The organism is Rhizobium aouanii, assembly GCF_037002925.1.
In the GTDB taxonomy this organism is placed as follows: domain Bacteria; phylum Pseudomonadota; class Alphaproteobacteria; order Rhizobiales; family Rhizobiaceae; genus Rhizobium; species Rhizobium aouanii.
Genome location: NZ_JBAMYD010000008.1, coordinates 257,044 through 282,391, shown reverse-complemented (window position 1 = coordinate 282,391; position 25,348 = coordinate 257,044). Strand labels below are relative to the sequence as shown.

Here is a 25,348-nt window from a genome sequence, read left to right as displayed (position 1 = left end):
TCCGTCCGTCTGGAAATCCGTCACGAATATCGTCTTCGTTGCCCGAAAGGGTTTTGAGATCCCGCAGGACGACGCGGCCGGCGGGATTGCTGTTTTCTCCAGTTGTCATCAATCGCTCACGCGGCTGGAGTTGGACGACAGCACGGCTGAGCGCTGTTGGGAAGCGGGACGAGGTTGTTTCGGGACACTCCCGACATTAAGAAAGCCCCGCATCTTCATGCGAGGCTTGCTCTGATGGATGGGCCGGGGTTAGCGGCACTGGCGGCGCGGGCCGTAGTTCGGCTGGTAGGTATTGTCATAGGCGCGGTATGACCGGTAGCGGCTATAGCAATATTCGGCATGTGAACTATAGGCACGTGCGCGCGGCTGCGAAGCGATGATGCCGCCGAGGAGGGCGCCGGCTGCCAGGCCGCCGATGATGGCGCCGCTATTGTCGTATCGGTTGTCATATCGGCGATACCGGCGATCCCAGCGGTCGTCACGGTCGTAGCGGCGCTCGCGGTAGCTGTAGCGGTCGCGGTCATTGTCGCGATCGCGGTAGCTGCGGCGGTCGCGATCGCGATCATTGTCGCGGTCACGGTTGCGGTAGGATCTGCGGTTATCGCCATCGCCCGAGCAGACGATGGAGTATGGGTTGCAGGCGACGGTCATGATCCGGGCATCGGGACTTTGAGGCGCCGGCTGGGCCGATAGCATCGGGCTCGGCGCGAAGACCGGGCCTGCCGAGGCCGGCATTCCCGAGAAGGCCGTCGCTATCGACAGGGCAATGATGCCGAATTTGTTCATTTCACTCACCTTGGGTCAACGGATGTATCGGGGGGATAACGCGGGGGGAGGGAATAGGTTTCATTTTGGGATGGGGAGGGGTTATGTATGTGTGCATCTGCTAACGTACCGTGCTTTCATACATATAGAGCTGGTCGATAGGGGGCAAGGCGATTTGCTGGAAGGCGTGACAGTCTGTGGTCCCTTAGAAGCCGCGCACGGCTTTCGGCAATTAAAAAGCCCCGCATCTTCATGCGAGGCTTGCGCTCATGGATGGGCGGGCTAGCGGCACTGGCGGCGCGGGCCGTAGTTCGGCTGGTAGGTATTGTCGGAGGCGCGATAGGACCGATAGCGGCTGTAGCAATAGTCCGCATGCGAACTATAGGCACGTGCGCGCGGCTGCGAGGCGAGGATACCGCCGATGATGGCGCCGGCCGCCAGGCCGCCGATGATGGCGCCGGTGTTGTCGTTCCGGCGATACCGCCGATCGTAACGCCGATCCCAGCCATAGCGGTCGTCGCGGTAGTAGTGCCGGTCCCGATAGTGATGGCGATTGCGATACCACCTGCGACTATTGCTGAACTGACCCGGGCAGTTCGTGAAGTTATTGCAGCCAATGCTCATGATCCGAGCATCGGTGCTTTGGGACGTTGGTTGCGCCGATTGCACCGGGCTCGGCACGAAAGCCGGGCCTGCCGAGGCCGGCATTCCGGAGAAGGCCGTCGCTACCGACAGGGCAATGATGGCGAATCTGTTCATTTCACTCACCTTGGGTAAACAAATGTATCGAGGAGATAACGCGGAACAGGTTTCATTTTGGGAAGGAATGAGGCGGTGTGTGCGTGGGCGCTAACGCAACAGGCTGCGCACACTCCGGACGGCAGACAGACCAGTCCCAGAGCGCGTCGCGATCTTTCAGATTGGCTCCTCGCGCTTCAGGTCTTTGTTTTTACGCAGTCTCGCGGGCGCTCCAGAGCAGCCTGAGGCCGAGCGCCCCGAGGAAGAGGCCGGTGATGCGGTCGATCCAGCTCTTCATGCCGATATAGAATGTCCGGATGCGACCCGACCCAAATAATATCGCGACGATCGAATACCAGGAGAATTCGTTGAGGAAGACGATGGCAAACAGCGCGATCGTCATCCAGAGTGGGGCTTCGGCCGGCAGCATCGAAACGAAGATCGAGCCGAAGAACACGGCAACCTTCGGGTTGGAGATCTGCGTCAGCAGTCCCTTGAGGAACGGATTGGCGGCGCCATCTCGATCTTCGATGACGAGCGGCTCGCTGGCGTGGTGGAAGATCTGAAAGGCGACCCAGAGAATGAAGAGGGCGCCGGCCACCTTCATGACGAAAAACAGAGTGGGCAGCGCGTGGAACAGCATGTTCAGCCCCAGAAGGGCGGCTAACGCCCAGAGGAGTGAGCCGGAGCCGAGGCCGAGCGCCACCTTGACGCCATCCGAACGCGAGCGCGCGGCTGCGGTCTGGGCGGTGATCAGGAAGCTCGGCCCGGGCGATATCACGGCGACCAGCTGGACGAGGCCGATGGTGAAAAGGCTGAAGAGATTGGCGGTGAGGGAATGCATGGCGGGTTCCTTTGCTGGCGGGCATTGGGCATCAAGCTGGGCGATTACACTGTCGCGGGCGGGCGCGACACGGCCCAGCTGGGGTCGGCGCCGAAGGGATGATCGAGGAAGAAGTACCAGGTGCCATCTTCGCCTTTGCGGTGAACCTCCATGCCGTGATGATGGACCTCGACCGGCCTGCCATCCTGGTCCTGCCCTGCGATCAGCCATTGCGAACGTGTCATGGCGAAATCGCCCGAGACGGTCGTGTGGTGGGTGACGACGTCCATATGCGGTTTCAGGCCGATATAGGCGGCCATCGTGGCGCGGATGGCATCGGCGCCGCGGGCGATCGTGGTGCCGCCATGCACCTCGTCGACCTGCACGATCGAGGCGTCGGGGTGATAGAGGGCGGCTGCGGCTTCGACATCCTGATCGTTGAAAGCCCGGGCAAGCCAGAGGTTGCTGAGTTCGGGATTGGGAGAGCCCATGGAATATCTCCTTTTCTGTGTTTGCTGAAAGAGCTAACCGCAATGTGCGGGATCGGCAATCTGTGAGTTTGCAGTCTCGGGATGCACCTGCGCACAGGCGGGCGCCTCGCCCAAGCGGGCCTCCCGCCGCGCCGGCTGATCGGTTATAGATGAGGGATGGCGCAAAATCATCGACATCTGGACTGGAACGACCGTCGCTGCGTTCTGGCGGTCGCCGAACATGGCGGACTTGCGGCGGCGGCGCGCGCGCTCGGCGTCAACCATACTACCGTGCTGCGGCGGGTAAACGCCTTCGAAGAAGCGCAGGGCCTACGGCTTTTCGAACGGCTGCCGAGTGGATATCTGCTGACGCCAGGTGGCGAGGAACTGCTCGCCTCCGTGCGGCAGATATCATCGCTTGTTACCGACCTCGAGCGGCGGCTGACCGGCAGGGACCTCAGGCTGGAGGGCGTGCTGCGCGTCGCAACGACCGATACGCTGGCCTCCAGTATCCTGCCGCGGCATCTGGCGGCGTTTCGCGTCCGCTATCCCGATATCGTCGTGGAACTGGCGGTCGGGAACCTACCCGTGGATCTCGTGCGCCATGATGTGGATGCTGCGATACGGCCGATGGCCGGACCATCCGAGACGCTGATCGGTCGGCGCGTCTCCGCGGTGGCCTTCGCAATCTATGCCGCGCGGGGCGCCGAGACGAGCCCGTGGCTCGCGCCCGACGACACGCTTGCCGGCACCGTTGCCGGCCGCTGGGTGCGCGCGTATGTCGACCCAAGCGAAATCGCCGCGCGCGCAGATAGCCTGCTTACCCTGCGTGACCTCGCGATTGCCGGCGCCGGACGCACGATCCTGCCGTGCTATCTCGGCGATGTGGTGCCGGAGAGGCTTGTGCGGCTGGGGGAACCGCTGCCGGATGCTGTGTCCGAACTGTGGCTGCTGATGCATGCTGATCTCAGCCGGACGGCACGGGTGCGGGCTTTCAATACGTTCATGGCGGGCGCCTTGGCGGGAGAACGGGATTTGCTCGAGGTGCGTCGGGATCGGTCTTCTCGCAGTAGGTAGCGTTAACGCAACAGACATCTCAAGGTGGTAATTCCTTCCAAACAGAGCTTGGCTACCGGCGGCGGTCGATGCCACCGGGGCGCGTCTTGTCGGGGACTGGAAGAATGCTGAATTGTTGCGTGCGGCGGACGGCCCTGATCCTTGGGTTGGGCCTGATTTTGTCGATAAGCATCTACGATAGGACATCGCGTGACAGCGGGCGGGTCGTCAACAACATCATCCTTACATCCGATGCCGACAGCAACCAGCAGATCCATGCCGGTGCGGGCGATGATGTGGTGTATGTCCGAGGCGGACAGGATGAAATCCGCGGTGAGGAAGGGGTCTATGCCAGCGGCCATGGCTCCGACGTCATCGATGACATCGTCAACATGTCGAACGAGATCGACACACTTCGCCTGACCGATCTCACCGCTTCCGACGTGATGTTGCTGCGGGATGCGGCAAAGCTGATGGTGATCGTCAAGCCCACGGGCGAAGTGATCACCGTCGAGAAGCAGTTCTTGGCTGAGGGCCATTGGGGCATTGAAAAGATCGAATTTTCCGATGGAATGTCCTGGGACAGGGACAAGATTCTTATGCGCTAGGTGCTGACTGGAATGACTGCGCCGGCCCCCATCGTCGTGTGTTCATGCAGCAGCGGCGCCAGTTTCTGCGCCCTGGGTCTCCATGTGCGTGTCGGTGCCGGAAATGGCGGGAAGAGTCGGTCCGCCCTTCGTTGTGATAAGGTGAGGCGCGCTATCAGGCTCACCTTCCGCCGGCCAGCAACCGAAGCTGGCTTTCGTCATGCACACCCTGGCGGTAGAGCTCGATAATGAGGGCGCCTAAGCGGTCGGCCTCTTTGCCTGATCGGTCGATCTTTAGCCCGCTACAGAGAGCTTCATGGACACGCCTGCACACATCGAGGTCTTCCGAGGCGAGCGGTTCGTCACGCGTGCTGAACAGCTTGTCTGACATCGCAATCTGCCCTTTTTGGATGCCGTGAATCGCTTTCGTGAAAAAAAGATAATTTCGCGACCTTTACTCTGCAAGATGGGCGAAGGTCCGAATTCAAAAACAATTCCGCGCCTCGCGCGGTAAGACGGGCGAGGGCTTCAGGGCATGGATATGTGACCGATCGGCGTGTCGGCCCGATGGATAGCATGCGCGTGCTATTTGATTGCTGGGTCCTTGGCGCCCTGCTGCGACAGGCGCAGCTCTTTCAGCCGCTTGGTTTTTTCGCGGCGGGCCCGCTGCTCCGCCTCGATGGTTTCCTTGGCGGCTCGCTCGGTATTTTCGAAACGATCCTGCCGGTAAGCCTTTGATGAGGGTTCACGTTCTCTTTTCATGGCCGCTAAACGCAAATCGGCGAAAACGGTTTCATGGGAAAATGCGTAACTGGCTGTCAATCGATCGACATGGAGTCACGGCCATAACAGCAACCGGACGCCTCGTCGGCGCCCGGTAACATCGCGGATCAGCCTTTGATGAAGGCGAGGATGTCGGGGTTTATGATGTCTGCGTGGGTGGTGCACATGCCGTGCGGGAATTTCTCGTAGACCTTCAGCGTGGCGTTTTGCAGGAGCTTGGACGAGAGCAGGGCGGAATCGGCGATCGGCACGATCTGGTCGTCATCGCCGTGCATGACGAAGGTCGGCACGGTGATGATCTTCAAATCATCTGTGAAGTCGGTTTCCGAAAAGGCCTTGATGCCGTCGTAATGCGCCTTGGCGCCGCCGATCATGCCCTGGCGCCACCAATTGTTGATGACCGGTTCCAGAACCTTCGCGCCCGGCCGGTTGAAGCTGTAGAACGGGCCGGCCGGCAGGTCACGATAGAATTGCGCGCGATTGTCGGCGAGCTGCCTGCGCAGGCCGTCGAAGACTTCGATCGGCAGGCCGCCGGGATTGGCATCGGATTTGACCATGATGGGCGGCACGGCGCCGATGATGATCAGCTTGGCCACACGGCCCTGCGGCTGGCCATGGCGGGCGACATAACGAGTTGCTTCGCCGCCGCCGGTGGAGTGGCCGACATGGACGGTGTTCCTGAGATCGAGATGCTCGACGACGGCTGCGGCATCGGCGGCATAATGGTCCATGTCGTGACCGTCGCCCACCTGGGTCGAGCGGCCATGGCCGCGCCGGTCGTGAGCGACGACCCGGTAGCCCTTCTCGAGGAAGAACAGCATCTGCGTATCCCAATCGTCGGAGCATAACGGCCAGCCGTGATGAAACATGATCGGCTGGGCGGTCTTCGGCCCCCAATCCTTGTAGAAGATCTCGACGCCGTCCTTGGTGGTAACCGTGCTCATCTTTTGGCTCCGTTGGTTGGGGTTGGTTGGATTAATGCGGTCAGAAGTTTGCGCCGTTGCCTGCAGAATTGACAAGGCCACGAGCGCCGTTGGGCCGGAGGCTAGGGACAAGAAGGTCGCGCCTGATCAACCCGAATATGTTGATGTGCTTATTGAATGCCTCTTTCTATTCTTTTGATATGACAGAAGTTTGTATGTCTCCGCGAGATGGGTATAGCACCCGCCCATTTCGCATGACGCGGGGGCGGGTGATCCTCGCCTGGCTGCTTCGCGCTGCGAACATTCTTTTAATCCACGGTATCTCGGCTGTCGGACGCCTCAGTCTCGTTCGTCATCGGCGTAGCGAAGGTGACTGGTTTAACGGCGAACGTCTGTAATGAGCCATTTTTTTTTAATATTCGTTCAATATATCCGTCCGGGTAGCTCAATATATCTGTCCGGGGTAGGTGTATTCCCGTTCTGCCGCCGCGTGTATGCCGCTGCCGGCGCTCACTTGAACGCGGTTCATCGCCCAACCATCTAATCCTCGTACAACAGCGCCATGGCGGACCGTCGCAACCGCGACGGCTTCGCCGGCGACGGGACGGCCGTTATTGCCGCCTGAGGATCAAATAATGGGTTACATGGATAAGGACATAGCGCCTCAGAATGAGGGGGCGCTGATCGATGCCTATTCGCAATCGATCGCAGCAGCAATCGACATCGTCGGGCCGGCGGTCAGCCGGATCGAGAGGGTGGGAGGCCGGCAGGGGCACGGGTCGGGTTTCGCCGTCTCGCCTGACGGCCTGATCATCACCAACAACCATGTCGTCGATGACGCCAAGGTCGTCCGCATCACCACGCCGGACGGCTTCGTCACCGAGGGCCGGGTGTTGGGTCGCGATGTCGATACCGACATCGCCCTTATTCGCGCCAATTCCAGCACCGGCGCCTGGGCGAAGCTCGGAGACTCGCAGCGCCTGCGCAGGGGCCATATCGCGATCGCGATCGGAAACCCGCTCGGCTTCGAATGGACAGTTACCGCCGGCATCGTCTCGGCGCTCGGCCGGTCGATGCGGGTGGCTAGCGGCCGGCTGATGGAAGATGTCATCCAGACCGATGCGGCGCTCAATCCCGGCAACTCGGGCGGGCCGTTGGTGTCTTCGGGCGGGGAGGTTATCGGCGTCAACACCGCCGTCATCCAGGGCGCGCAGAGCATCGCCTTTGCCGTCGCGTCGAATACGGCCAATTTCGTGGTTTCGGAGATTCTCCGCTATGGCCAGGTCAGACGCGCCTTCATCGGCATAGCTGGAGATACGATCGTGCTGCCGCGCCGGGTGGCTCTTGCGGCGGGCACGGTGCAGACGACCTCCGTGCGCATCCGCCGCGTCGAGCCGGCGGGGCCAGCGGCGAAGGGAGGGCTGCAGGAGGGCGATTATATCCTCGCCATCGATGGCAGCCCGGTCGGCGGGGTCGATGATATCGTCCGATTGATGGATGGCAGCAGGATCGGCAGGGATACGGAAATCCTGGTGTTCTCGGTGGCGGGCCGGATCGAGAAGAAGATCTTGCTGCCGATGGCCAGGTCGTGACTCGTCGCAGATTTCGCAAGAAAGGCGGGCGCATGCGGCGTTTCCGCTTTTCGCCGTAGGCCCCATGATCGATTGGACGGATCGGCATTGCCGGTATTTCCACCTGCAGATCAGCCGGGCGGACGTTGCTTTATACCCACATGGTGGTGGCCGATGTGATCATCCACGGCCCTCGCGAACCGCCAGAGCGGAGCGTGACGACAAAACACTAGTTTGCGTCAGGCGCTGACCGCCTCCTGCTCGGTCCCCGAAAAATCCACTGCCGCAAAGGCTGCCGCCAGCACTTCCGGCCCGGCGCCGGTTTTCGCGGCATCGGTGGAGAGAATCTGGCGGTAGCGGCGGGCGCCGGGTAGGCCGGTGAAGAGGCCGACCATGTGGCGGGCCACGTGCTGCAGCCGGCCGCCGCTCATGATGTGGCGTTCGGCATAGGCCATCATCCGGTCACGCAGGGCCTCCCAGTCCGGCTCGCTCGCAGGCGCGCCGAAGAAGCGTTGGTCGATGTCGGCTAGGATCGCCGCATTCTGATACGCGGCGCGGCCGAGCATGACGCCATCGACATGGTCGAGATGGACGGCGGCTTCGTCGAGCGTGCGGATGCCGCCATTGATGCCGATGAAGACTTCGGGCCAGTGCTGCTTCATCCGATAGACGATCTCGTAGTCGAGCGGCGGGATCTCGCGGTTTTCTTTGGGGCTCAGGCCCTTCAGCCAGGCCTTGCGCGCATGGATCCAGATCGCGTCGGCGCCGGCATCGAGAACGCGGCTGATCAGTTCGGGCAGCGCCTGTTCCGGCTCCTGCTCGTCGACGCCGATCCGGCATTTCACCGTCACCGGCACGGTTGCAACCCTTTTCATCGCCGCGATGCATTCGGCCACCGTCTCCGGCGTCAGCATCAGGCACGCGCCGAAGGTGCCCGACTGCACACGGTCGGAGGGGCAGCCGACATTGAGGTTGATCTCGTCATAGAGGTAGGGTTCGGCGATTTTCACCGCCTCGGCAAGCTTTGCCGGGTCCGATCCGCCGAGTTGCAGCGCCAGCGGATGCTCGGTGGCGTCATGACCGAGCAGCCGGTCGCGCGGGCCGTGGATGATCGCATCGGCCACCACCATCTCGGTATAGAGCAGCGCCTCGCGGCTGATCTGCCGGTGGAAATAGCGGCAATGCCGATCCGTCCAGTCGATCATCGGGGCGACCGCAAAAATCGGCCTCTTCTGAGTCATCGACGTTCCATTGTTCCTTGTTACCGGGCGCCGCAATGCGGTGCCCCACCGCCGCGAGGGGCGGGACCATCCATAAAGCGCGCATATAACACTTGCCTGTGCGATCGACAAATGACCACCGATCACCACAAACAGAAACAGCGCCCCTTGCGGAGCGCCGTTCATGCCGCCGAAGCGATGTCTGACTTACGAAGCCGAGATGTTGACGGCCTTCGGGCCCTTGCCCATGCGGTCCGGCTCGGTGTCGAAAGTAACCTGCTGGCCTTCGCGCAGCGACTGGATGCCAGAAGCCTGCAGCGCAGAGATATGGACGAAAACGTCCTTTGCGCCGCCGTCCGGCGTGATGAAACCAAAACCCTTGTCCTGGTTGAAGAATTTTACGGTGCCCTTGGTGGCCATTGGGATCGTCCTTTTCCCTTAGTCTGTGTAGTATCCGCGCCCCCGAGAGGAAGCGGACGGCTTTAGCTTTCGCCCCGATCGATTGGGACGAAGGGTCAGTCGGAGAAGTCACGTACGGGGAAAGAACGTCTACGTAGGCGGGTAGTCCCGCGCCGCCTTCCAAACGGAAGGGATTACCACATCAGTCCAGTCACCGGCATGCAAATGCCCGAGTAAGTCAATTCGTGCCAGCATTTCGGGCAAAAAGCAAGCGGGATTATTGTGGCATGCCCGCATCGATACCGGGAAACGCCTAAGATTCAGATACTTGACGAGGGGTTAACGAATTCTTGCACGGCTGTGCCATATCGGGATTCCGTGCCGAAACGGGATGACGGACGGATTCGACGGCCGGACAGGGATTTGTAGGAAGTGGTTGGGGCGGCAGGCACACCGATCAGTCTCATTCATTGTGATAAGGATCGCAAAGTCTGCTCTCCGGTGTTCCTCGCGCGGTCTTTGCTCCGCCCTCATCCCGAGGTGCGTAGCCCGCAGGGCGAAGCCTCGAAGGACGGGGCGGCCACCGGCGCCATAACCTTCGATTTTGCATAGGGGGCTTTGTGGCATGCAGGTAAGGAGCTTCCACGCCCGCCCTCGTGGTTCGAGACGGCCCCTTGGGCCTCCTCACCATGAGGGCTCTCTTTGGCGCCTGCGGCTTTTATTCTACCGCTAGTGCAATTGTCCGCTCCATCCTCGTCGTAGGCGAGACCCCCAAAGGCTTCCCGCTTATTGCGCATCCCTCAGCAACGCGCTCAAGCTCCACGGATTATTCCCCTGCTGGTTGGCGATGTCGTCGACCTTCCAGCCGCCGTGTTCGCGTACCAGGGTGTAGAAGAGCGTCACCTCTTCGCCGTTTTCGAACTCCACTTCCACCTCGGCCTTGTCATCCAGCAGGATCGGCTGGCCGATCCTGACGTTGCTGGCCGCGCCGTCCTGACCCGCGATGACGGGATCGAAGTCGATCGCGCCGACATCGCCTTCCGGTGTGTTGTCGAGATCGGTCTGGAGGAGTTCGTTCAGATGGTCGGAGAAGAAAGTCGAGTAGGGCGAGGGCGCCTCGGCGTCGCTGTTGTCGGTGTCGTAGCTGTAGAGCGCCTTGAGCAGCGCCTTCGGCGTCTTGTAGGTCTGCGCCGATGCAGGAAAGGCTGCGACCGCCGACACGGCTAGGGCGAGGATGAATGTGGGCAGGCGCATGCGGGCTCTCCTCGGATAAGCGGTGAATCATAGCGGAAGCAGGCGCTGAGGTGGAGCGGCATTTTTGGAAGAGTGATCAGGTTTGGCTCGGCCGCTATCGGCCGTGTTCCGATGACAGGACTCGGCACTTGCTTGTGACAGGCACCCGGGCGAGACTTCCAGATCAAGCTGGGGAGGGCGAGATGAAATGCATCGTTGGATTCTTCATGACCAAGCCTGGAAAGCGCCATGCCTATCTGGCAGCGGCGCAGAACCATCTCGAACAGAGCCGGCTCGACCCGGATTGTCTCTATATCGAACTGGTGCCGATGCCCGAGCATCCCGACAAGATTCTGCTGGCCGAGGCCTTCACCAGCGAGGAAGCGCATCGCCGGCACGAGGATACGGACCACATGCGCGAGTTATGGGCCGTCGGCCCGACGCTGTTGTCGCATGTCGTTATCGACAATGTGATTTCCGCTCAGGTGGAGCATATCGACGAGCGGTTTGACTGACGGATGCCTGATTTCGCGCGGCCACTCATCGGTGGGGCTTGCATGACTGCAAGTCCCACCTCGGTGCCAGGCAATCCTGTCGCGGTTAGATCAACGCCTCGTGCGACAGCGCAAACAACGGCTCGAAGACGTCCTTCACAGCAAGCGTGAAATCGTGGCTGGTGACGTTTCCGGCCGCGTCGTAGGCTTCGGCGGTGAAGGTCAGGCTGTGGGTGCTTTCGTAGTCGATTGCAGCCTTCGTCTGGATCTTGTTGCCGACGAGCTTGAAGATGCCGTCGGCATCGTCCGTCAGCCGCCATTTCACCGTGTCGCCTTCCGGATCCTTTGCCGTGAGCAGGCCGACGGAGGTGCCTATCGCGACATTCTCGGAGATCGAGCTGCGCGAGAAGGCGAGATTGGTGGGCGCCTTGTTGACGGGGGCCTCGTTGACGTCGAGCACGTTGATGGTGATGTCCTTTTCGACCGTGACCTTGCCATCCGAAACAGCGACCTTGATCGTGTGTGACTTGGCGGTCTCGTAGTCCAGCGCCTTCGAGGTGACGATGCGGTTGCCATTGATCCGGAAGTGGTCGTTGGCTCCGTCGATCAGCGTATAGGTTAGCGCGTCGCCATCGGCGTCCTTGGCGCTGAGCAGGCCGACCGTGGTCCAGATCGGTGTGCTCTCCAACAGGGAAGTTTTCGAGAGCTGTATATTGGTGGGCGCGATGTTGCTGCCGTCGGGCGTGAACTTTCCCTTGGCGAAATCGTAGACGCCGTCGGCAAAACGGGCGAATTCAACATCGGTCAGCGTATCCTTGCCCTCCAGGGCGCTCGTCAGGATGTGGCTGCCATTGTTCAATGCGAAGGTGTATTTGGCGAAATTGCCTGAGAAGACCGCCGTATCGATGCCCGCACCGCCCAAAAGCACGTCGTTGCCGGCGCCGCCTTCGAACCTGTCGTTGCCGTCGGTCCCGAAGAAGTAGTCGTCGCCGCCGCCGGTCTTGACGTCGATGCCGAAGGCGGTGCCGAAGATGTCGACGTGGCGGTTTGCCAGCTCGTCGGAGAGGTCGGCATGGGCGCTGTCCGTCAATGTCAGCGCCAGGACATCATTCTCGTAGCCCGGCTTGTCGTATTTGACGATCTTGTCGAAGCTTTCGAATTGGGCGGCCGAAGCGAGAACCTCGGCTCCTGCCGTTTCGAGGATTTCGACGTTCTTGATCGTGAAACCGGCAAGCCCGATGGATTCCTGCCCAGGGCCTAAAGTAGGTTTGATGACCTGCAGCGTGTCCGTGCCGGCGCCGCCATCGATTACTCCGGAAAGCGCGGAAGAGTGTGACTGCAAGTTGATGGCATCGTTGCCATCGCCGGCATCAATATCGAAGGCCTCAGGGGCGGTGGACATATTATCGCCATCGGTGATTTTATCGTCGCCCGCGCCGCCTTTGATGACGTCATTTCCGACGCCGCCGAAGATCTGATCGTTGCCATCGCCGCCGGTCAATTTGTCGTTGCCGGCATTGCCGTTGATCGTGTCGTTGCCGCCGCTACCATCGAAAATATCGTTGCCGTCGGTTCCCGTAAATATGTCGTCACCGCCGCCAGTCTTGACGTCAATACCGGAGACCGTGCCAAATATACTAGCCCGACTGTTTCCAAGCTCGTCGGAAAGATCGACATGGGCCTTGTCCGTCAATCTCAAGATGGCGATGGAGGAGCCGAAAGCGTCCTTCGTTCCCGAGATTTTGTCAAAGCTTTCTAACTGCGCGGATGAACCGGTAAAGCCATACTCATTCGTTTCAAGAATTTCGAAATTCTTGATCGTCAGCCCGGCTAGCCTGGATACGCGCAGTGTATCAATGCCGGTACCGCCATCGATCGTGCCGGAAAGCCCCTGAGACTGTGTCTGGAGGGTTACGATATCGTTTCCGTCGCCGGCATCGATGTTGAAGACTTCTGATGAAAGACTCGAAACATCACCATCGATGATTACGTCGTCGCCCTTGCCACCGATCAACCGGTCATTTCCACCATTGCCGTTGATGTAGTCGTTACCGTCGCCGGCGTCGAAGATGTCGTTGCCGGCAGTTCCGGTGAGAAGGTCGCGAGCGCTCCCGGTCGTGACGTCGATGCCGGAAACGTTAGGGCCGCCAAAGATGTAGTTTAGCTTGCCTGCCAACTCGTCGGAAAGATCGACATGGGCGCCGTCTGTCAAGACCAGCTGCACGGAAGAATCGGAGCCGGTACCGATGATTTTATCGAAGGATTCGAATTGTGCCGTCGATGCGGTCACGCTGGATGTCGCAGGCTGGAGAATCTCGACGTTCTTGATCGTCAGGCCTGTCAGATCATTGGCTTGCAGCGTGTCGGTGCCGGCCCCGCCGTCTATCGTTCCCGATATCTTGGCGAAAGAGCCGGTGAACAAAATCACGTTGTCGTTGCCATCGCCGGCATCGATATTGAAGGTTTCAGCGACATCGGAAAAATAATCTCCGTCGCTAATCGTGTCATTACCCGCGCCGCCCTTGAGGACGTCATTGCCGACGCCGCCGTAAATCTCGTCATTGCCGTCGCCGCCATTCAGCGTGTCATTGCCTGCTTCACCATTGAGCAAGTCGTTACCGGCGCCGCCGCTCAGCGTGTCTGCGCCACCACCACTCACTATGGTGTCGTTGCCGGCGCCCGTCGTGATGGTATTGGGGCCGCTCGAGCCCCTGACGCTCGCGGAAACCGAGCCCAACTCGTCGGCGAGGTCTGCCACGCTGGAATCTGAGACGGTGAGGGCGACGGCGGAGAGAGGATTAGCGGCGGAATGGCGGATAACATCGTAAGCTTCGAACTCAGCGCCGGTCTTGGTAACTGTGGCGCCGTTCGTGTCCAGAATATTCAAGGCCATATATATCTTCCCCAAAAGATGCGTTGTACTCGGCAATATGAGACATCCCCGAAAGAACTGTTTTATTGCTCGGCGGACGACAACCCCTCGGGGATCTATGCCAATCCCCGATTAGGTTTTCAATGCAAAATTGTGTCTTCTCATTGCTTTTTTAATGAAAAACTAAGGGTAAAATACTGGGGCAGCCAATTTTAATTTGAGAACTCAAGGCGATACTTTGGTCTCCTAAATAGTATTATCTTTCATTTTTGAGTGAGATGCTCTCGCGAAAATTGTGGTTTCAGTGAGTTCTTCGGTGATGCCGCGCCGCGCGACCATCGCCGGCGCTATCGTAGGTTGGTGCTGGCTTCGACTTGTCCGGCTTTCCGCGCGGGAGGTGTCACACGAGCTTGATGAGGCCTGCTTCCGTGGGTCCGAAACCGCAGGCGCGGTAGAAGCCGGTCAGGTGCGGTTCGAAATCGACATGCAGCCACTCGGCGCCGCGCTCCCGCGCAACCCGCGTCGCTTCCCTGACCAGCCGCGTCGCGATTCCCTGCCTTCGCATGTTGGGATGGACCGATGTATCGAGGATGAAGGCATGGATGCCGCCGTCCCAGGCCACATTGACGAAGCCGACGAGCCGGTCGTCCTGATAGGCGCCGATATGGGCGAGGCTGCGGGAGAGGATGGGGGTGAAATCGCGGTTGTGCGGGCTGCCCCAGGCGGCGGAAAAGAGCGCGTTCAGTTCGGCGGCGGAGGGGAAGGGGTCGATGCGCAGTTCCAGCATTGGCGGTTCCCTTCCTTCAGCGGGGATGTAGGTCTTCCGGATCAAGTGAGGGCGACGTTGTAGCTCATTCCGTCACAGTGACGAGCCGGCCGTCGCGCCGCTCGAAAATCCTGTCGGAGAGAAAGTCGACGCCGCGGTGTTTCGCCATGTCGATCAGCTGCCGGGCCGTGATCAGCGCGGAGGGCGCTTTTCGGTCGATCACGGCGACCTCGTCGCGCTGACGCAGGATCAGGAAGGCGCCATCCGGGAAATTCTTGTCCACCATCGCCCAGAATTCATCCGTCAGCACGATGGCCGGCGTCAGCGGCGGGTTATCGTCGATCCGGTAGGCGATCATGTGATCGTTGACCCGCTCTTCCTGGAGCTTCGACATTTCCCGCAGAATATTCCCCTGCGCGGCCTGACGGATTTCGGCGACGGAGCGCTCGCCGAGATCGGCGCGCGAGAGCCCGACCAGGCTTTGCGGCGTGTCCAGCTGCAAGACAATCGCCACGTCGCCGGCAAGGTCCTCCGCCAGGGACGTTGCCGCATCCTGTTCATTCCCAGACTGCCGGAAGCGGATATTGGCGAAGACATGCTGCAGGTCGAGTTCCGGCCTGCGGACCGTGACGAGAACGCTCTGCACGAGATTCTCGATGGCGGCCTCGCGGTCCAGATCGTTGCGGAGCGTATAAAGCCTGCCGTAGACGTTGGTGACATCGACCGTTCCCGTCACGGCTTCGCGTCCACCATTGGCAAGCCGCACGCGGAGAACGGCGGGATTGCCGGGGTCGATCGCAACCTCTTCGACCTCGGGCTCGCTACGCAGGCGCTCGGCAACGGCGTCGCGCAGCTGCGCCAGCGTTTCGGGCGGCGTGGCAGAGATGGGCTGCGCTTCGGAGCGGAGGCCTATTTTCGGGAGAAGGGTCTTGAACATGTCGGCGTTCCCCTGATGTGTCGTGTCCGCGTAAGCTGCCGCCGGCGTCAGGATCAAGGCGAGGCCGGCTGAAAGATTGATGATCCGCATCCTTGTCTCCTGGGCCGGCGAAGCGGCGGCAACCGCCCGGCCGCCGGCCGAAGCGCGATGCGGCGAACCGGATTCATGCGGCGCGTTTCAGGCGTTCGTTCATGCATGTCGTCCCCCGAAGCGGCAGTGGCGGCCGCCAGCAGAAGCTAGGGCAAAGCTGTTGCCGATCAATGACGGATGAGGTGTATCGGCCGGGAGAGGCTGCGGGACAAGACGGGGAAGAAGTCGCGCGGGGCAGGGGCGCCCCCAGGCGGCGGACCAGAGGGCGTTTAGTTCGGCGGCGGAGGGCAAGGGGTCGATGCGGAGGTCCGGCATGGGCAGCGGCTTCGTCCCTCATGCAGGCGGTGCTTTGGTTGGCGTGATAGGCCCGGGCGAGTGTCCTGATATAACCTAAACGTGCCCCCATATTTTCCGCAGTGGAGCTCCAAGGCATTCAGCCATCTTCCGGTCCTGTTCCTCGGTGGTATCGCCGATGCCTAGATTGTGGGCCTCGAGGGCAAAGCGGCCGAACACGGCGGGCCAGATATACCGCAAGTCGTTCAATGATACGGTGGCGCCGCAGCAAGGGGCCACGGTGTTGAGGTCTCTAAACCCATCGGCAGAAGCGGTTTCCATCACCTCTCCCCACCATTTCTCGGCATCCGCACCGCAGGCGCTGCACTCCACGCCAGACCAGTTTTCGCCGGGATCGTAGAACCCAGGCCATGCGGCAGGGGAGACTTTTCCCGCGAGAGGGCAACAGTCGTTTGCCATGCGGAGGCGCATCGGTTAGACGCTCGTGACGGCCCGCAGAATCCCGTGGCAACCTCGTCTACGTGTCGCGCTTTTTCTTCCATGTTCTGTTCGAAATGCGATGCTACTTCCTCGTTCGTTCCCGCATGATTTCCGCCACCCGCTGGGCGATCTTTTCTATTGCGGAATCGTCGATTACCGGGCTTCCCTGCCAATTGCGGTCTAGGGGACCGTCAGCCGGATCACTGAGACGGTTCGTGTCTTCGTCCTCGAATGGAAACGCCGAGTAATCCACCACCTCTAGTTCGTCGCTATCTCGGAAGAACCGCATTCCGGGCGCTCGAAGAAAGTAACTGGTACGTGTCCGTCCTCGGCCACTGGCATAGCGTTCATGCGGGCGGGGTGCCTGGTTGTCTGCAATTGTCATTAAGTCGGCATCCTGAACGCCAACCACCAGATAAACATGGTCTGCACCGGGTGGCGCCATTGTATCGTAGGTGACTCCAACGTCCCCTGGCCTTTGCCTGCCCACGGGAATACGGTCCCAGTTGCGGTCCCTCTCGATTTGTTCTGCCAGTCTTCCCGCTCCAGTCATTGTCCTCACGGGTATGCCTGCCATCTGCAGGAATGCGCTCAGCGTTGCCGCGCACGCATTACGCGGAAAGACGGAGCCAGTGCCGTGCATATATTCGGCGGCGCGTCGGTGCACGTCCGCAATGCTGCGTCTGCTGCTTCCGAGTTCGACAAGCCTTTCAATGTGATCCGCGTCCATTCTCTGCCTCCCTTCAAGGTTAAACCAACTTTCAGTTGAAGTAGCGGCCCGTGGAGCTCCTGTCATCGACACGATGAACTGCTGCGCCACCAGCCGCGCAGCCGAGGCGTTTGGATGCAATTCGTCGTGCCAATTATTATTGCAACAGCCTCGCAGGTTGACTACGTGGACGCGCCCGTTGTCGGCCGCGATCTCGTAGAGCGTCTCATACATTCGATCCACAAGTGCCCTAACGATGTCGACGCATATCCTCAGGCGCGGGTCGTATCCTCTCAAAGAAAAGGGGGTGCCAAGCCAGTGGCCACCCGCGCGCGGTATGGCGTGATCGTAGCCGTGCACGAAAATATGGGTCTTGGGGGACCACAAATTGACCGCCTCGATCAACCTCAGGTATCCGGTACGGATTCGGGAGAATATTCGATCAACTTTTCCATTGTCCAAACAGTCCCATGGATCGCTGACGTCGTTCACAAAGGGCTTAAGGAATTTCGTAAGTTCACCGCCGCCCAGGAAATCGTTGCCACCGCCGGACAAAATCAGAAAATCGAAAATGCCGCTCTGGATAGGAACTCGCAATCCTTTGTCACGCTGACCCGGATCGCTGGAAAACGTTTTGGCGATGATATTCTCGAATGTGTCCCCCGGCCATCCAACATTATTTATATAAAATCTGACATCTTTATCAATGTAATTTGAGAATGCCTGATTATATCCAAATAATCTGCTCCATGGCCACAATATATTTGCCCAGGAATCTCCTTCGATTGCCAGTTTAAACTGATAGACTTCCGCCCCCTGTCCGGCTCGGAGAAAAGGTGAAACTTGGCCGTGATATCCGTGAACCTCATAAACGAGGCTCACGTCAGTCTTGGTCATACGTTCTCTTGGCAAGGTCGTTTCCCCGCGCGAACTACAAGACGTCACAAGTAAATGTTGATCAATATAAAGTTGCATTCAAAATACTGCAACAACTATTGTTGCCGCAGATTTTCGAGAACTACATTCGAGTTCATGTCGATTGATGCTTCCGAAAGCAATGCGTTCAATCGATAGAAAATGAGGGTATGCGGACGGGCATACAAGGGACGACGTTCGTGACTGCTCTTTTGCCTTGCCCCAGCAGTTCTCGCCGGATCGTAGAAACGGACCTCGTCGTTAAACTTCCATGTCACTTCATTCTCGCCTGACATGATGGATTCCGGCATAGAGGCCGCCGCCGAGGCTGTCTCCGGGGCCGGTTGCCGGTAGGGATGGGCGGTGACATAGCACAGGACGATTCGGACACTGCTACTTCCTTGTGGACTCAAAACGCCGGATCAAGTCCGGCGTTTGTATGTACCAAAAGAGCCGCGCCCATCACCGCCCCGGCCGCCCTGTCTTCCCCTTCGTCCGCCCCTTGCGCTTCTGCTCGCCCGGGTCCTCATAGCTCCCAACGCCTGTCTTCCCGCGCGCAACCGGCCGCACGTCGTCGCGCTCCGGCTGCCCTTCGAGCAGCGGTGAAAACCGCTTCGTGCCCTTCTGCCCTTCGCTTGCGCTTCGGGCGTTCGTTGCTGCAATCGATTCACTGGATCGATTGCTACGCTTCGCGTACCGCGCCTCACCATCCGGCTTTTCCGGCAGTGCGCCGGTGACCGGCTTTTCGGTTCGGCCGACCGTCATTTCGTCGAGATCGTTCTTGCGGAAGAGGGTCTTCTTGGCGGGGTCGGCGATGTCGCGGCCCATCTCATCCAGAGCAGGTTTGCGGAAGAGAGGGGTGGTGGTGTCGGTGCCTGGGCCCATGTCGTCGAGGCTGGGTCTTGAGAAGTAGGAGGGGGTGGCCGCGTCATCCGCCTTGCCGGGCACCTTCTCGCCCGCTGGGAGAAGGGACTCGCGGGTTGCTTTGGCGCTCCGTCTGACGCCTTCCATCGCCTTCGACTCCTCGCGCGCCATCGGGTCGTCCATGACGGCAAGCTCTGCGGCCTTGAGGCGTTTGATTTCGTCGCGGAGGCGGGCGGCTTTTTCGAAGTCGAGGTCGGCGGCGGCGTCGCGCATGCTCTTTTCGAGCGCGTTGAGATGGGTCTGCAGGTTGTTGCCGACGAGGTTGCCGCCATCGGCGAAGCCCTTGCCCGAAACGCCTGATATATCGGCGCGGACGTGGTCGCGTTCGTACACGGAGTCGAGGATGTCGGAGATCCTGGCCTTGACCGATTCCGGCGTGATGCCGTGTTCCTGGTTATAGACCATCTGCTTTTCGCGACGGCGGCCGGTTTCCTCCATGGCGCGCTTCATCGAGCCGGTGACCTGGTCGGCATAGAGGATGACCTTGCCGTCGACGTTGCGGGCGGCGCGGCCGATCGTCTGGATCAGCGAGGTCTCGGAGCGCAGGAAGCCTTCCTTGTCGGCGTCGAGAATGGCGACGAAACCGCATTCGGGAATGTCGAGGCCTTCGCGCAAGAGGTTGATGCCGACGAGCACGTCGAAGGCGCCGAGGCGGAGATCGCGGAGGATCTCGATGCGTTCAAGCGTGTCGATATCGGAGTGCATGTAGCGCACGCGCACGCCCTGCTCATGCAGATATTCGGTCAGGTCCTCGGCCATGCGCTTGGTCAGCACGGTGCAGAGGGTGCGGTAGCCCTTTGCCGCGGTTTCGCGGATCTCGCCGAGCACGTCGTCGACCTGGGTGCGGGCCGAGCGGACCTCGACCGGCGGGTCGATCAGGCCGGTCGGGCGGATCACCTGTTCGGCGAAGACGCCGCCCGATTGCTCCATCTCCCAGCCGCCGGGCGTGGCCGAAACGGCGATGGTGTCGGGGCGCATGGCGTCCCATTCCTCGAAGCGCAGCGGCCGGTTGTCCATGCAGGAGGGCAGGCGGAAGCCGTATTCGGCCAGTGTCGCCTTGCGCCTGAAGTCGCCCCGGTACATGCCGCCGATCTGCGGCACGGTGACATGGCTTTCGTCGATGAAGACGAGGGCATTGTCGGGGATGTATTCGAACAGCGTCGGCGGCGGATCGCCGGGGTCGCGGCCGGTGAGATAACGGGAATAGTTCTCGATGCCCTGGCAGGAGCCGGTGGCTTCGAGCATTTCGATATCGTAGCGGGTGCGCTGCTCCAGGCGCTGGGCCTCCAGCAGGCGGCCGGCCTTTTCCAGCTCGGCGAGGCGAAGCCTGAGCTCCTCCTTGATCGATTTGATGGCGCCGTTCAGCGTCGGGCGCGGGGTGACATAGTGCGAATTGGCGTAGATCTTCACCGATTTCAGGTCGCCGACCTTCTGGCCGGTGAGCGGGTCGAACTCGGTGATGGCGTCGATCTCGTCGCCGAACATCGAGATGCGCCAGGCGGCATCCTCCAAGTGGGCGGGGAAGAGCTCGATCGTGTCGCCGCGCACGCGGAAGGATCCGCGGGTGAAATCCATGTCGCGGCGCTTATATTGCTGGGCCACGAGGTCGGCCAGCAGTTGGCGTTGGTCTAGCCGGTCGCCGACCGACATCTGGAAGGTCATCGCCGTATAGGTCTCGACCGAGCCGATACCATAGATGCAGGAGACCGAGGCGACGATGATGCAGTCATCGCGTTCGAGCAGCGAGCGCGTCGCCGAGTGGCGCATGCGGTCGATCTGCTCGTTGATCGAGCTCTCCTTCTCGATATAGGTGTCGGAGCGCGGCACATAGGCTTCCGGTTGGTAATAATCATAGTAGGAAACGAAATATTCCACCGCATTGTCGGGGAAGAAATTCTTGAACTCGGAATAGAGCTGGGCGGCCAGCGTCTTGTTCGGCGCCAGGATGACGGCCGGGCGCTGCGTCGCCTCGATCACCTTGGCCATGGTGAAGGTCTTGCCGGAGCCGGTGACGCCGAGCAGCACCTGGCTGCGGTCGCCATTCTCCAGCCCCTCGACGAGGTCGCGGATGGCTGTGGGCTGGTCGCCGGCCGGCTCGTAGTCCGACTGCATGCGAATGGCGATGCCGCCTTCGGATTTGTCGGGCCGGGCAGGGCGGTGCGGCGTCCAGATCTTGCCGTTCTTGTGCAGCGGATTGCCGCTCTCGATCAACGCCGACAGCGCCTCGACCGTGGCGGTGACGGCGGTGCCGGCCTGCAGCGACGAGGCCTCCTCCAGCGTCGTATCCATGCCGGAAACCGGATTGAGGCCGGCGGCTGCGCGCGTCTTCGGGTCGGTCGAGCCGCCCATGGAGGTGCCGCGCGCCGATTTCGACGCGCTGACGCCGCCGTCGCTGGTTTTCGTCCTGGCAGCGATTTCCACCTTCTTGCGATGTTTGCCGGCCTTGGAGGCGATCTGGCGCTGGGTCTCGACGCCCGAGGCTTCGGCATCGGCCTCCAGCTGCTTCACCCAATCGGCAACCGAGCCTGAGAGGGCGGCTCCCTCAAAAGACGATTGAGGGGCTTCCTCGAAGCCATTCGGGGCGGGGGATTTCTTCGGAGATCTGGCCATGGGCGGAATATGGAGAGAGTCAGCGCGAAAGTGAAGAGGGAAAGAGTACAAAAGGGAAACGAATGAATCGTTCGGATTGGCTTAACAATTCCGAACCTTGTGGCGCTGGGGGCAGCGTGCCCGCCCCGCCCTTCGAGGCCCCTGCGGGGCACCTCTGGGTGAGGCTCTCTTGGGCGTTGGCGGCCTCCCTCGCGCCAGCGAGCGGCTGCGGCATCCTCCAACCTCCCTCATGCTGAGGTGCGCAGCCCGAGAGGGCGGAGCCTCGAAGCACGCGCCACAGCGCCGCTCCTTACCTCCGTCAACCGTTGGACACCCGCCTCGTCCTTCGAGGCCCCTTGGCGGGGCGCCTCAGGATGAGGCTCTCTCAGGCGCCGAGTTCACCAGAAATAAAAGTCTGTGGTTGAAGGCTGGGCAGCCTCCCGCAATGCGCGCGGCGATGTTACAGCTGCTGCGGGAATTGGGGACCATTCATGAACAAGATCATCATTGCATTCGCGGCGGCCGCGGCAGTGGCCGGCTGCGCCAAACGTCCTGACGCCATCGTCCAGGTCGATATTCCGATGGCGGCCTATACGAACCTCAGTTGCGAGGCGCTCGCAGTGGAACATAGGAAAGAGAAGGACAAGCTCGACGACCTGTCCAAGCAGCAGATCAGCGCAGCGAATGGCGATGCTTTCGGTGTCTTCCTCGTCGGCGTCCCCATCGGCAGCGTCGCCGGGGGAGACAAGGAAGGGGAAATTGCCGCGTCCAAAGGCAAGGTTTCGGCCATGCAGTCCGCTGGAATGAGCAAGGGCTGCAAGCTGCCCGGCTGACAGCCGGGGCGGCAACCATCGAGATCGGCCCGGCCAAAAGTGAGGCATTGGCCGGCGATCCCGATTTCAATATCCTCGGTGCCCGTCGTTTCTTCGCCCAAAGACCGACGGCATTCGTGAAATGCCGCGCGGCGATCGTCCGACCCTCGTATCGGAACCGAAATCGGCCTTCCGCAGTTAGTTCCCTGTCACTTCAGCTTCAGGTGCTACTGCCATTAGCGATCATTCTGCCTTCTGGAAAAAAACGATCTCGATCGACCTTGATACCGGCGAACGCCTGGTTCTCCGCTCACCGCAGGATGCGCTTTATGCACTCGTCTCGGACTGGCCGGTCAATGGCGGCGTCCACCAGCAAAGGGCGATCGATTTCTGCCGCGCCTGGCTTGCCGGGCGGATGCCGGCCGAGACGGTGCGGCAGGCTTTCATCCTGGCCGCGTTGGAAGCCGGCGTTACGATCAATGATGATGAAGACGGCGCCGAAGCCTCCGCTTTGAACCCTGCGGTATAGCTGGAGTGCACGCGCACGACGGAACGTGCCAACCCGAATTGGTCCTATATCGGCCTGGGCTTGCAACACGACATGATATTGTACCTGAAAAAGAACGACCATCGCTGCCACGACGAACGGCTGCGTTACTATGATTTTCCGGAATTGCGTAACATGAAATACTGAGAGAGGCGAGGCGCCTGGCAGCCTCGCGATCACCTTCCGGCGGCGGTCCTGCTCAAACCGTGGAACCATTCCCACGCTCGCCGGCACAGCATTTTCAGAAGACGGACGCCCTGGAGTGATCCGCAGTCGGCGCTCTGCAATACCACACGATGACGGCAATCGTTCCGATGGGAAACAGAATCCCAAGAAGCTGGTGCCATCCGCTTCGGTTGATGTCGTGAAAACGCCGAGCGGCTATGGCGATTGAGGGAAGAAACGTCGCCAGCGACCATATCCAGTTCAATGTTGCTGTTCGATCAACAAGGTACAAAGCGATGCTGACGAGAGCGACAAAGAGCGCCGAAAACCAGAATTCCGATCGGCTGGCTCTGCCGGTGAAATCCACATATTTCTTGAAGTAGCTGCTGATCGCTTGGCCGAAACCCATTGCCTGCGGCAGGCCGCCGAAGCGGTTAGGCCCGGCGGGTGGGTTTCTGAAAATGAAGAACAACGGCACTGTTAGCGGGATCAAAACGACCAGCCAGTGAAAGAGAGAAAAACTACCCATGAGATACCCCAACGATTTGAATGGCATAGAGATAAGCAATGTTCGTTGCCGGAAGATTAATTGGCTTGCAATCTGACGCGTTCGGCAATCACAGCGTGAGAAACGGCGGCTGCCACGTTGAGGACAGTATAGACGCTTGGAAGAGGTTGGCAGTGCAGCTGGCAGTTCAGGGCTTGGCCAGCACCCGTGCCTGCACCGGCTGCTCGATGCCCTTGAGCACAAGCATGCGGGTTTCGGCGCCTGCGGCGAGATCGGCAGCCTGCGCCGCCGCTTCGGCCGAGACCAGGATCTCTCCGGCTGCGGCCTGGGATTCCAGCCTTGCGGCCTGATTGACGACGCCGCCGATGGCGGTGAAATCGCTGCGGAAGCTTGAGAATTCTCCGATCTGGACCTTGCCGGAATGGATGCCGACGCCGACGCCGAGGGTGCGGCCGGGCAATACCTCGAGCGCCAGACTGGTCAGCGCGGCGGCGCAGTTTTGCTGGATCTCCTGCGCGGCCAGGATCGCGGCGCCGGCGTGATCCGATCTGACGATCGGAAAATTGAAGATCGCCATCAGGCCGTCGCCCATCTGCTTGTTGACGATGCCGTCATGCGCCCAGATCGCCTGCGCGCAGCGATCCTGGAACAGGCTGACGATCTCGCTCAGCTGCACCGCTTCGATGCGCTCCGACAGATCCGTGAAGCCCCTGATATCGGCAAACAGGATGGTGGCGTCGACGGTGATCTGGCGCTGCTTCTTGACATATTGGAAGGAGCGTTCGCAGATCGTGCAGATATCGGGGTTCATCTTGCTGCGGGTGATGCCGAAGGCACGGAAGGGCAAGGCAAGCGGACCGCCGATCGGGATCGGCACATGCATCTGGTCCCAACAGCCGCGGCAGATCCGGGCGCTGCCGTGCCTGGTCGGCTCCGTTGATGAGGCTGTCGTCATCTAGCAATCCGTCGCCTAGCCAAAAAACAAGCTTCCGATACTCAGTTGTTTTTGGCAACTCTGTTGATAGCCTGAGGGATGATGGCTCGAACAATTTCGTCTGGCGCCATCCCCCTATGGGCGTCTTAGCGCAGAGATGTCGTTGTCAAGCCGCTCAGGCGACGGAAGTGAGGAACGATGAAACGGCTTTTTGCATTTGTCTTCCTCCTGACATTTGCCGCCATAAACGGGCATTTTTCAAAAACCGTGTTCGGGTTGGTAACCGCCGCAGCTGCACAACCTGATCGGGGCGAAACGTTTCCGTCTCTGCCTGGTGTAGCCGCCACCGATAAACTCCAGATAGCACGCGGTGGACGACGGCCTAGCGGGTTATGGATCGTATGTTCGGAAGGGTCCCAAATCAGGCTCGCGCTGAATACACGCCTGCCTATAGAGGAAGAATTTGCTCGCAATGGGACTCGTTCCGAGTCGCGAGCCCGTCTTATCGTTCTCGCTGAGAATATACGAACATTTCAGGCCATCAAAAACGCTCCCAGCATTCTTTTCCAGGAGGCAACGTGGCGTCGCGATGATGAAAACGATGTGGTACTGACGTCATCGCTGTCGGCTGAAGAGCTTAGCATTCTATCCCGGGCGTTCTTGCCCACTCCCCCCGCGGTTGTCAGAATAGATGTCGCTGAGACTGGAACGGAAATGCGTGGGACAGCGGACGGGGGAGCCATC

At 60.4% G+C, this 25,348-nt stretch carries 24 protein-coding genes and 2 pseudogenes; 7 read left to right on the top strand and 19 right to left on the bottom strand.

What is annotated here, in order from left to right; genetic code table 11:
• Nucleotides 1–249 precede the first annotated feature (249 nt).
• The 4 genes from V8P77_RS16545 to V8P77_RS16530 form a co-directional block, all read right to left on the bottom strand.
• Nucleotides 250–786: a BA14K family protein gene (locus tag V8P77_RS16545; RefSeq protein WP_335913404.1), complete on the bottom strand. Its 537-nt coding sequence runs from the start codon at nt 784–786 to the stop codon at nt 250–252.
• 261 nt (nt 787–1,047) lie between these two features.
• Nucleotides 1,048–1,524, bottom strand: a complete 477-nt coding sequence (locus V8P77_RS16540) for a BA14K family protein (protein ID WP_335913403.1) — start codon at nt 1,522–1,524, stop codon at nt 1,048–1,050.
• A gap of 190 nt (nt 1,525–1,714) precedes the next feature.
• The gene (locus tag V8P77_RS16535) at nt 1,715–2,347 is read right to left on the bottom strand and encodes a LysE family translocator (RefSeq protein WP_335913402.1); all 633 of its coding nucleotides are present in this window, start codon (nt 2,345–2,347) and stop codon (nt 1,715–1,717) included.
• Between the two features lie 44 nt (nt 2,348–2,391).
• Nucleotides 2,392–2,817 carry a YybH family protein gene (locus V8P77_RS16530; protein ID WP_335913401.1) on the bottom strand — a complete coding sequence of 142 codons (426 nt, stop codon included), beginning with the start codon at nt 2,815–2,817 and terminating at the stop codon, nt 2,392–2,394.
• A 156-nt stretch (nt 2,818–2,973) separates the two neighbouring features.
• On the opposite strand from V8P77_RS16530, the gene V8P77_RS16525 reads away from it, so the two are divergent.
• Nucleotides 2,974–3,873 carry a LysR family transcriptional regulator gene (locus V8P77_RS16525; RefSeq protein WP_335913400.1) on the top strand — a complete coding sequence of 300 codons (900 nt, stop codon included), beginning with the start codon at nt 2,974–2,976 and terminating at the stop codon, nt 3,871–3,873.
• A gap of 104 nt (nt 3,874–3,977) precedes the next feature.
• On the top strand, nt 3,978–4,460 hold the full coding sequence (locus tag V8P77_RS16520) for a calcium-binding protein (RefSeq protein WP_335913399.1): 483 nt from the start codon (nt 3,978–3,980) through the stop codon (nt 4,458–4,460).
• Nucleotides 4,461–4,620: 160 nt separating this feature from the next.
• On the opposite strand, the gene V8P77_RS16515 is transcribed toward V8P77_RS16520, so the two are convergent.
• From V8P77_RS16515 to V8P77_RS16505, 3 genes are all read right to left on the bottom strand, one after another.
• A complete protein-coding gene (locus V8P77_RS16515) occupies nt 4,621–4,830 on the bottom strand; it encodes a hypothetical protein (RefSeq protein ID WP_026158730.1) in 210 nt (69 codons plus the stop codon).
• Nucleotides 4,831–5,024: 194 nt separating this feature from the next.
• Nucleotides 5,025–5,261, bottom strand: coding sequence for a hypothetical protein (locus V8P77_RS16510; RefSeq protein WP_080634420.1), 237 nt, complete (start codon nt 5,259–5,261; stop codon nt 5,025–5,027).
• Nucleotides 5,262–5,329: 68 nt separating this feature from the next.
• The gene (locus tag V8P77_RS16505; protein ID WP_335913398.1) at nt 5,330–6,166 is read right to left on the bottom strand and encodes an alpha/beta fold hydrolase; all 837 of its coding nucleotides are present in this window, start codon (nt 6,164–6,166) and stop codon (nt 5,330–5,332) included.
• A gap of 614 nt (nt 6,167–6,780) precedes the next feature.
• Here V8P77_RS16505 and V8P77_RS16500 point away from each other — a divergent pair.
• Nucleotides 6,781–7,737, top strand: a complete 957-nt coding sequence (locus tag V8P77_RS16500; RefSeq protein WP_335913397.1) for a S1C family serine protease — start codon at nt 6,781–6,783, stop codon at nt 7,735–7,737.
• A gap of 64 nt (nt 7,738–7,801) precedes the next feature.
• A pseudogene (locus V8P77_RS16495) lies at nt 7,802–7,916 on the top strand (tRNA-dihydrouridine synthase); the annotation flags it as partial.
• A 39-nt stretch (nt 7,917–7,955) separates the two neighbouring features.
• On the opposite strand, the gene dusA reads toward V8P77_RS16495, so the two are convergent.
• The 3 genes from dusA to V8P77_RS16480 all read right to left on the bottom strand — a co-directional run bounded on the left by dusA (nt 7,956) and on the right by V8P77_RS16480 (nt 10,589).
• Entirely contained in the window at nt 7,956–8,957 is a 1,002-nt protein-coding gene (gene dusA / locus V8P77_RS16490; protein ID WP_335913396.1) for a tRNA dihydrouridine(20/20a) synthase DusA, read from the bottom strand.
• Between the two features lie 186 nt (nt 8,958–9,143).
• Nucleotides 9,144–9,356 carry a cold-shock protein gene (locus tag V8P77_RS16485; RefSeq protein ID WP_003540801.1) on the bottom strand — a complete coding sequence of 71 codons (213 nt, stop codon included), beginning with the start codon at nt 9,354–9,356 and terminating at the stop codon, nt 9,144–9,146.
• A 765-nt stretch (nt 9,357–10,121) separates the two neighbouring features.
• On the bottom strand, nt 10,122–10,589 hold the full coding sequence (locus V8P77_RS16480) for a DUF3828 domain-containing protein (protein ID WP_335913395.1): 468 nt from the start codon (nt 10,587–10,589) through the stop codon (nt 10,122–10,124).
• Between the two features lie 182 nt (nt 10,590–10,771).
• Here V8P77_RS16480 and V8P77_RS16475 point away from each other — a divergent pair, with 182 nt between their 5' ends.
• Complete coding sequence (locus V8P77_RS16475; protein WP_011652481.1) at nt 10,772–11,083, top strand: putative quinol monooxygenase; 312 nt, start codon at nt 10,772–10,774, stop codon at nt 11,081–11,083.
• A gap of 85 nt (nt 11,084–11,168) precedes the next feature.
• Here the strand turns inward: V8P77_RS16475 and V8P77_RS16470 are convergent, their stop codons facing one another.
• The 7 genes and pseudogenes from V8P77_RS16470 to uvrB all read right to left on the bottom strand — a co-directional run bounded on the left by V8P77_RS16470 (nt 11,169) and on the right by uvrB (nt 21,659).
• Nucleotides 11,169–13,955: a metal-binding protein gene (locus V8P77_RS16470; protein WP_335913394.1), complete on the bottom strand. Its 2,787-nt coding sequence runs from the start codon at nt 13,953–13,955 to the stop codon at nt 11,169–11,171.
• A gap of 379 nt (nt 13,956–14,334) precedes the next feature.
• Entirely contained in the window at nt 14,335–14,721 is a 387-nt protein-coding gene (locus V8P77_RS16465) for a GNAT family N-acetyltransferase (protein ID WP_335913393.1), read from the bottom strand.
• Nucleotides 14,722–14,785: 64 nt separating this feature from the next.
• On the bottom strand, nt 14,786–15,727 hold the full coding sequence (locus V8P77_RS16460; RefSeq protein WP_335913392.1) for a hypothetical protein: 942 nt from the start codon (nt 15,725–15,727) through the stop codon (nt 14,786–14,788).
• 194 nt (nt 15,728–15,921) lie between these two features.
• Nucleotides 15,922–16,042 (bottom strand): annotated as a pseudogene (locus V8P77_RS16455) (GNAT family N-acetyltransferase); the annotation flags it as partial.
• Between the two features lie 541 nt (nt 16,043–16,583).
• Nucleotides 16,584–18,107 (bottom strand): hypothetical protein, encoded by a 1,524-nt coding sequence (locus tag V8P77_RS16450; protein ID WP_335913391.1) that lies wholly within the window; start codon nt 18,105–18,107, stop codon nt 16,584–16,586.
• 95 nt (nt 18,108–18,202) lie between these two features.
• The gene (locus V8P77_RS16445) at nt 18,203–18,436 is read right to left on the bottom strand and encodes a hypothetical protein (protein ID WP_335913390.1); all 234 of its coding nucleotides are present in this window, start codon (nt 18,434–18,436) and stop codon (nt 18,203–18,205) included.
• A 151-nt stretch (nt 18,437–18,587) separates the two neighbouring features.
• Nucleotides 18,588–21,659: an excinuclease ABC subunit UvrB gene (uvrB, locus tag V8P77_RS16440; protein ID WP_335913389.1), complete on the bottom strand. Its 3,072-nt coding sequence runs from the start codon at nt 21,657–21,659 to the stop codon at nt 18,588–18,590.
• A gap of 470 nt (nt 21,660–22,129) precedes the next feature.
• Between uvrB and V8P77_RS16435 the strand changes: the two genes are divergently transcribed.
• Complete coding sequence (locus V8P77_RS16435) at nt 22,130–22,471, top strand: hypothetical protein (RefSeq protein ID WP_335913388.1); 342 nt, start codon at nt 22,130–22,132, stop codon at nt 22,469–22,471.
• Between the two features lie 214 nt (nt 22,472–22,685).
• Nucleotides 22,686–22,979 carry a DUF982 domain-containing protein gene (locus V8P77_RS16430; protein ID WP_335913440.1) on the top strand — a complete coding sequence of 98 codons (294 nt, stop codon included), beginning with the start codon at nt 22,686–22,688 and terminating at the stop codon, nt 22,977–22,979.
• Nucleotides 22,980–23,238: 259 nt separating this feature from the next.
• On the opposite strand, the gene V8P77_RS16425 is transcribed toward V8P77_RS16430, so the two are convergent.
• Together V8P77_RS16425 and V8P77_RS16420 are read right to left on the bottom strand one after the other, a co-directional pair.
• Nucleotides 23,239–23,691: a DUF805 domain-containing protein gene (locus tag V8P77_RS16425; RefSeq protein ID WP_335913387.1), complete on the bottom strand. Its 453-nt coding sequence runs from the start codon at nt 23,689–23,691 to the stop codon at nt 23,239–23,241.
• Nucleotides 23,692–23,857: 166 nt separating this feature from the next.
• Complete coding sequence (locus V8P77_RS16420) at nt 23,858–24,625, bottom strand: adenylate/guanylate cyclase domain-containing protein (protein ID WP_335913386.1); 768 nt, start codon at nt 24,623–24,625, stop codon at nt 23,858–23,860.
• Nucleotides 24,626–25,348 lie beyond the last annotated feature (723 nt).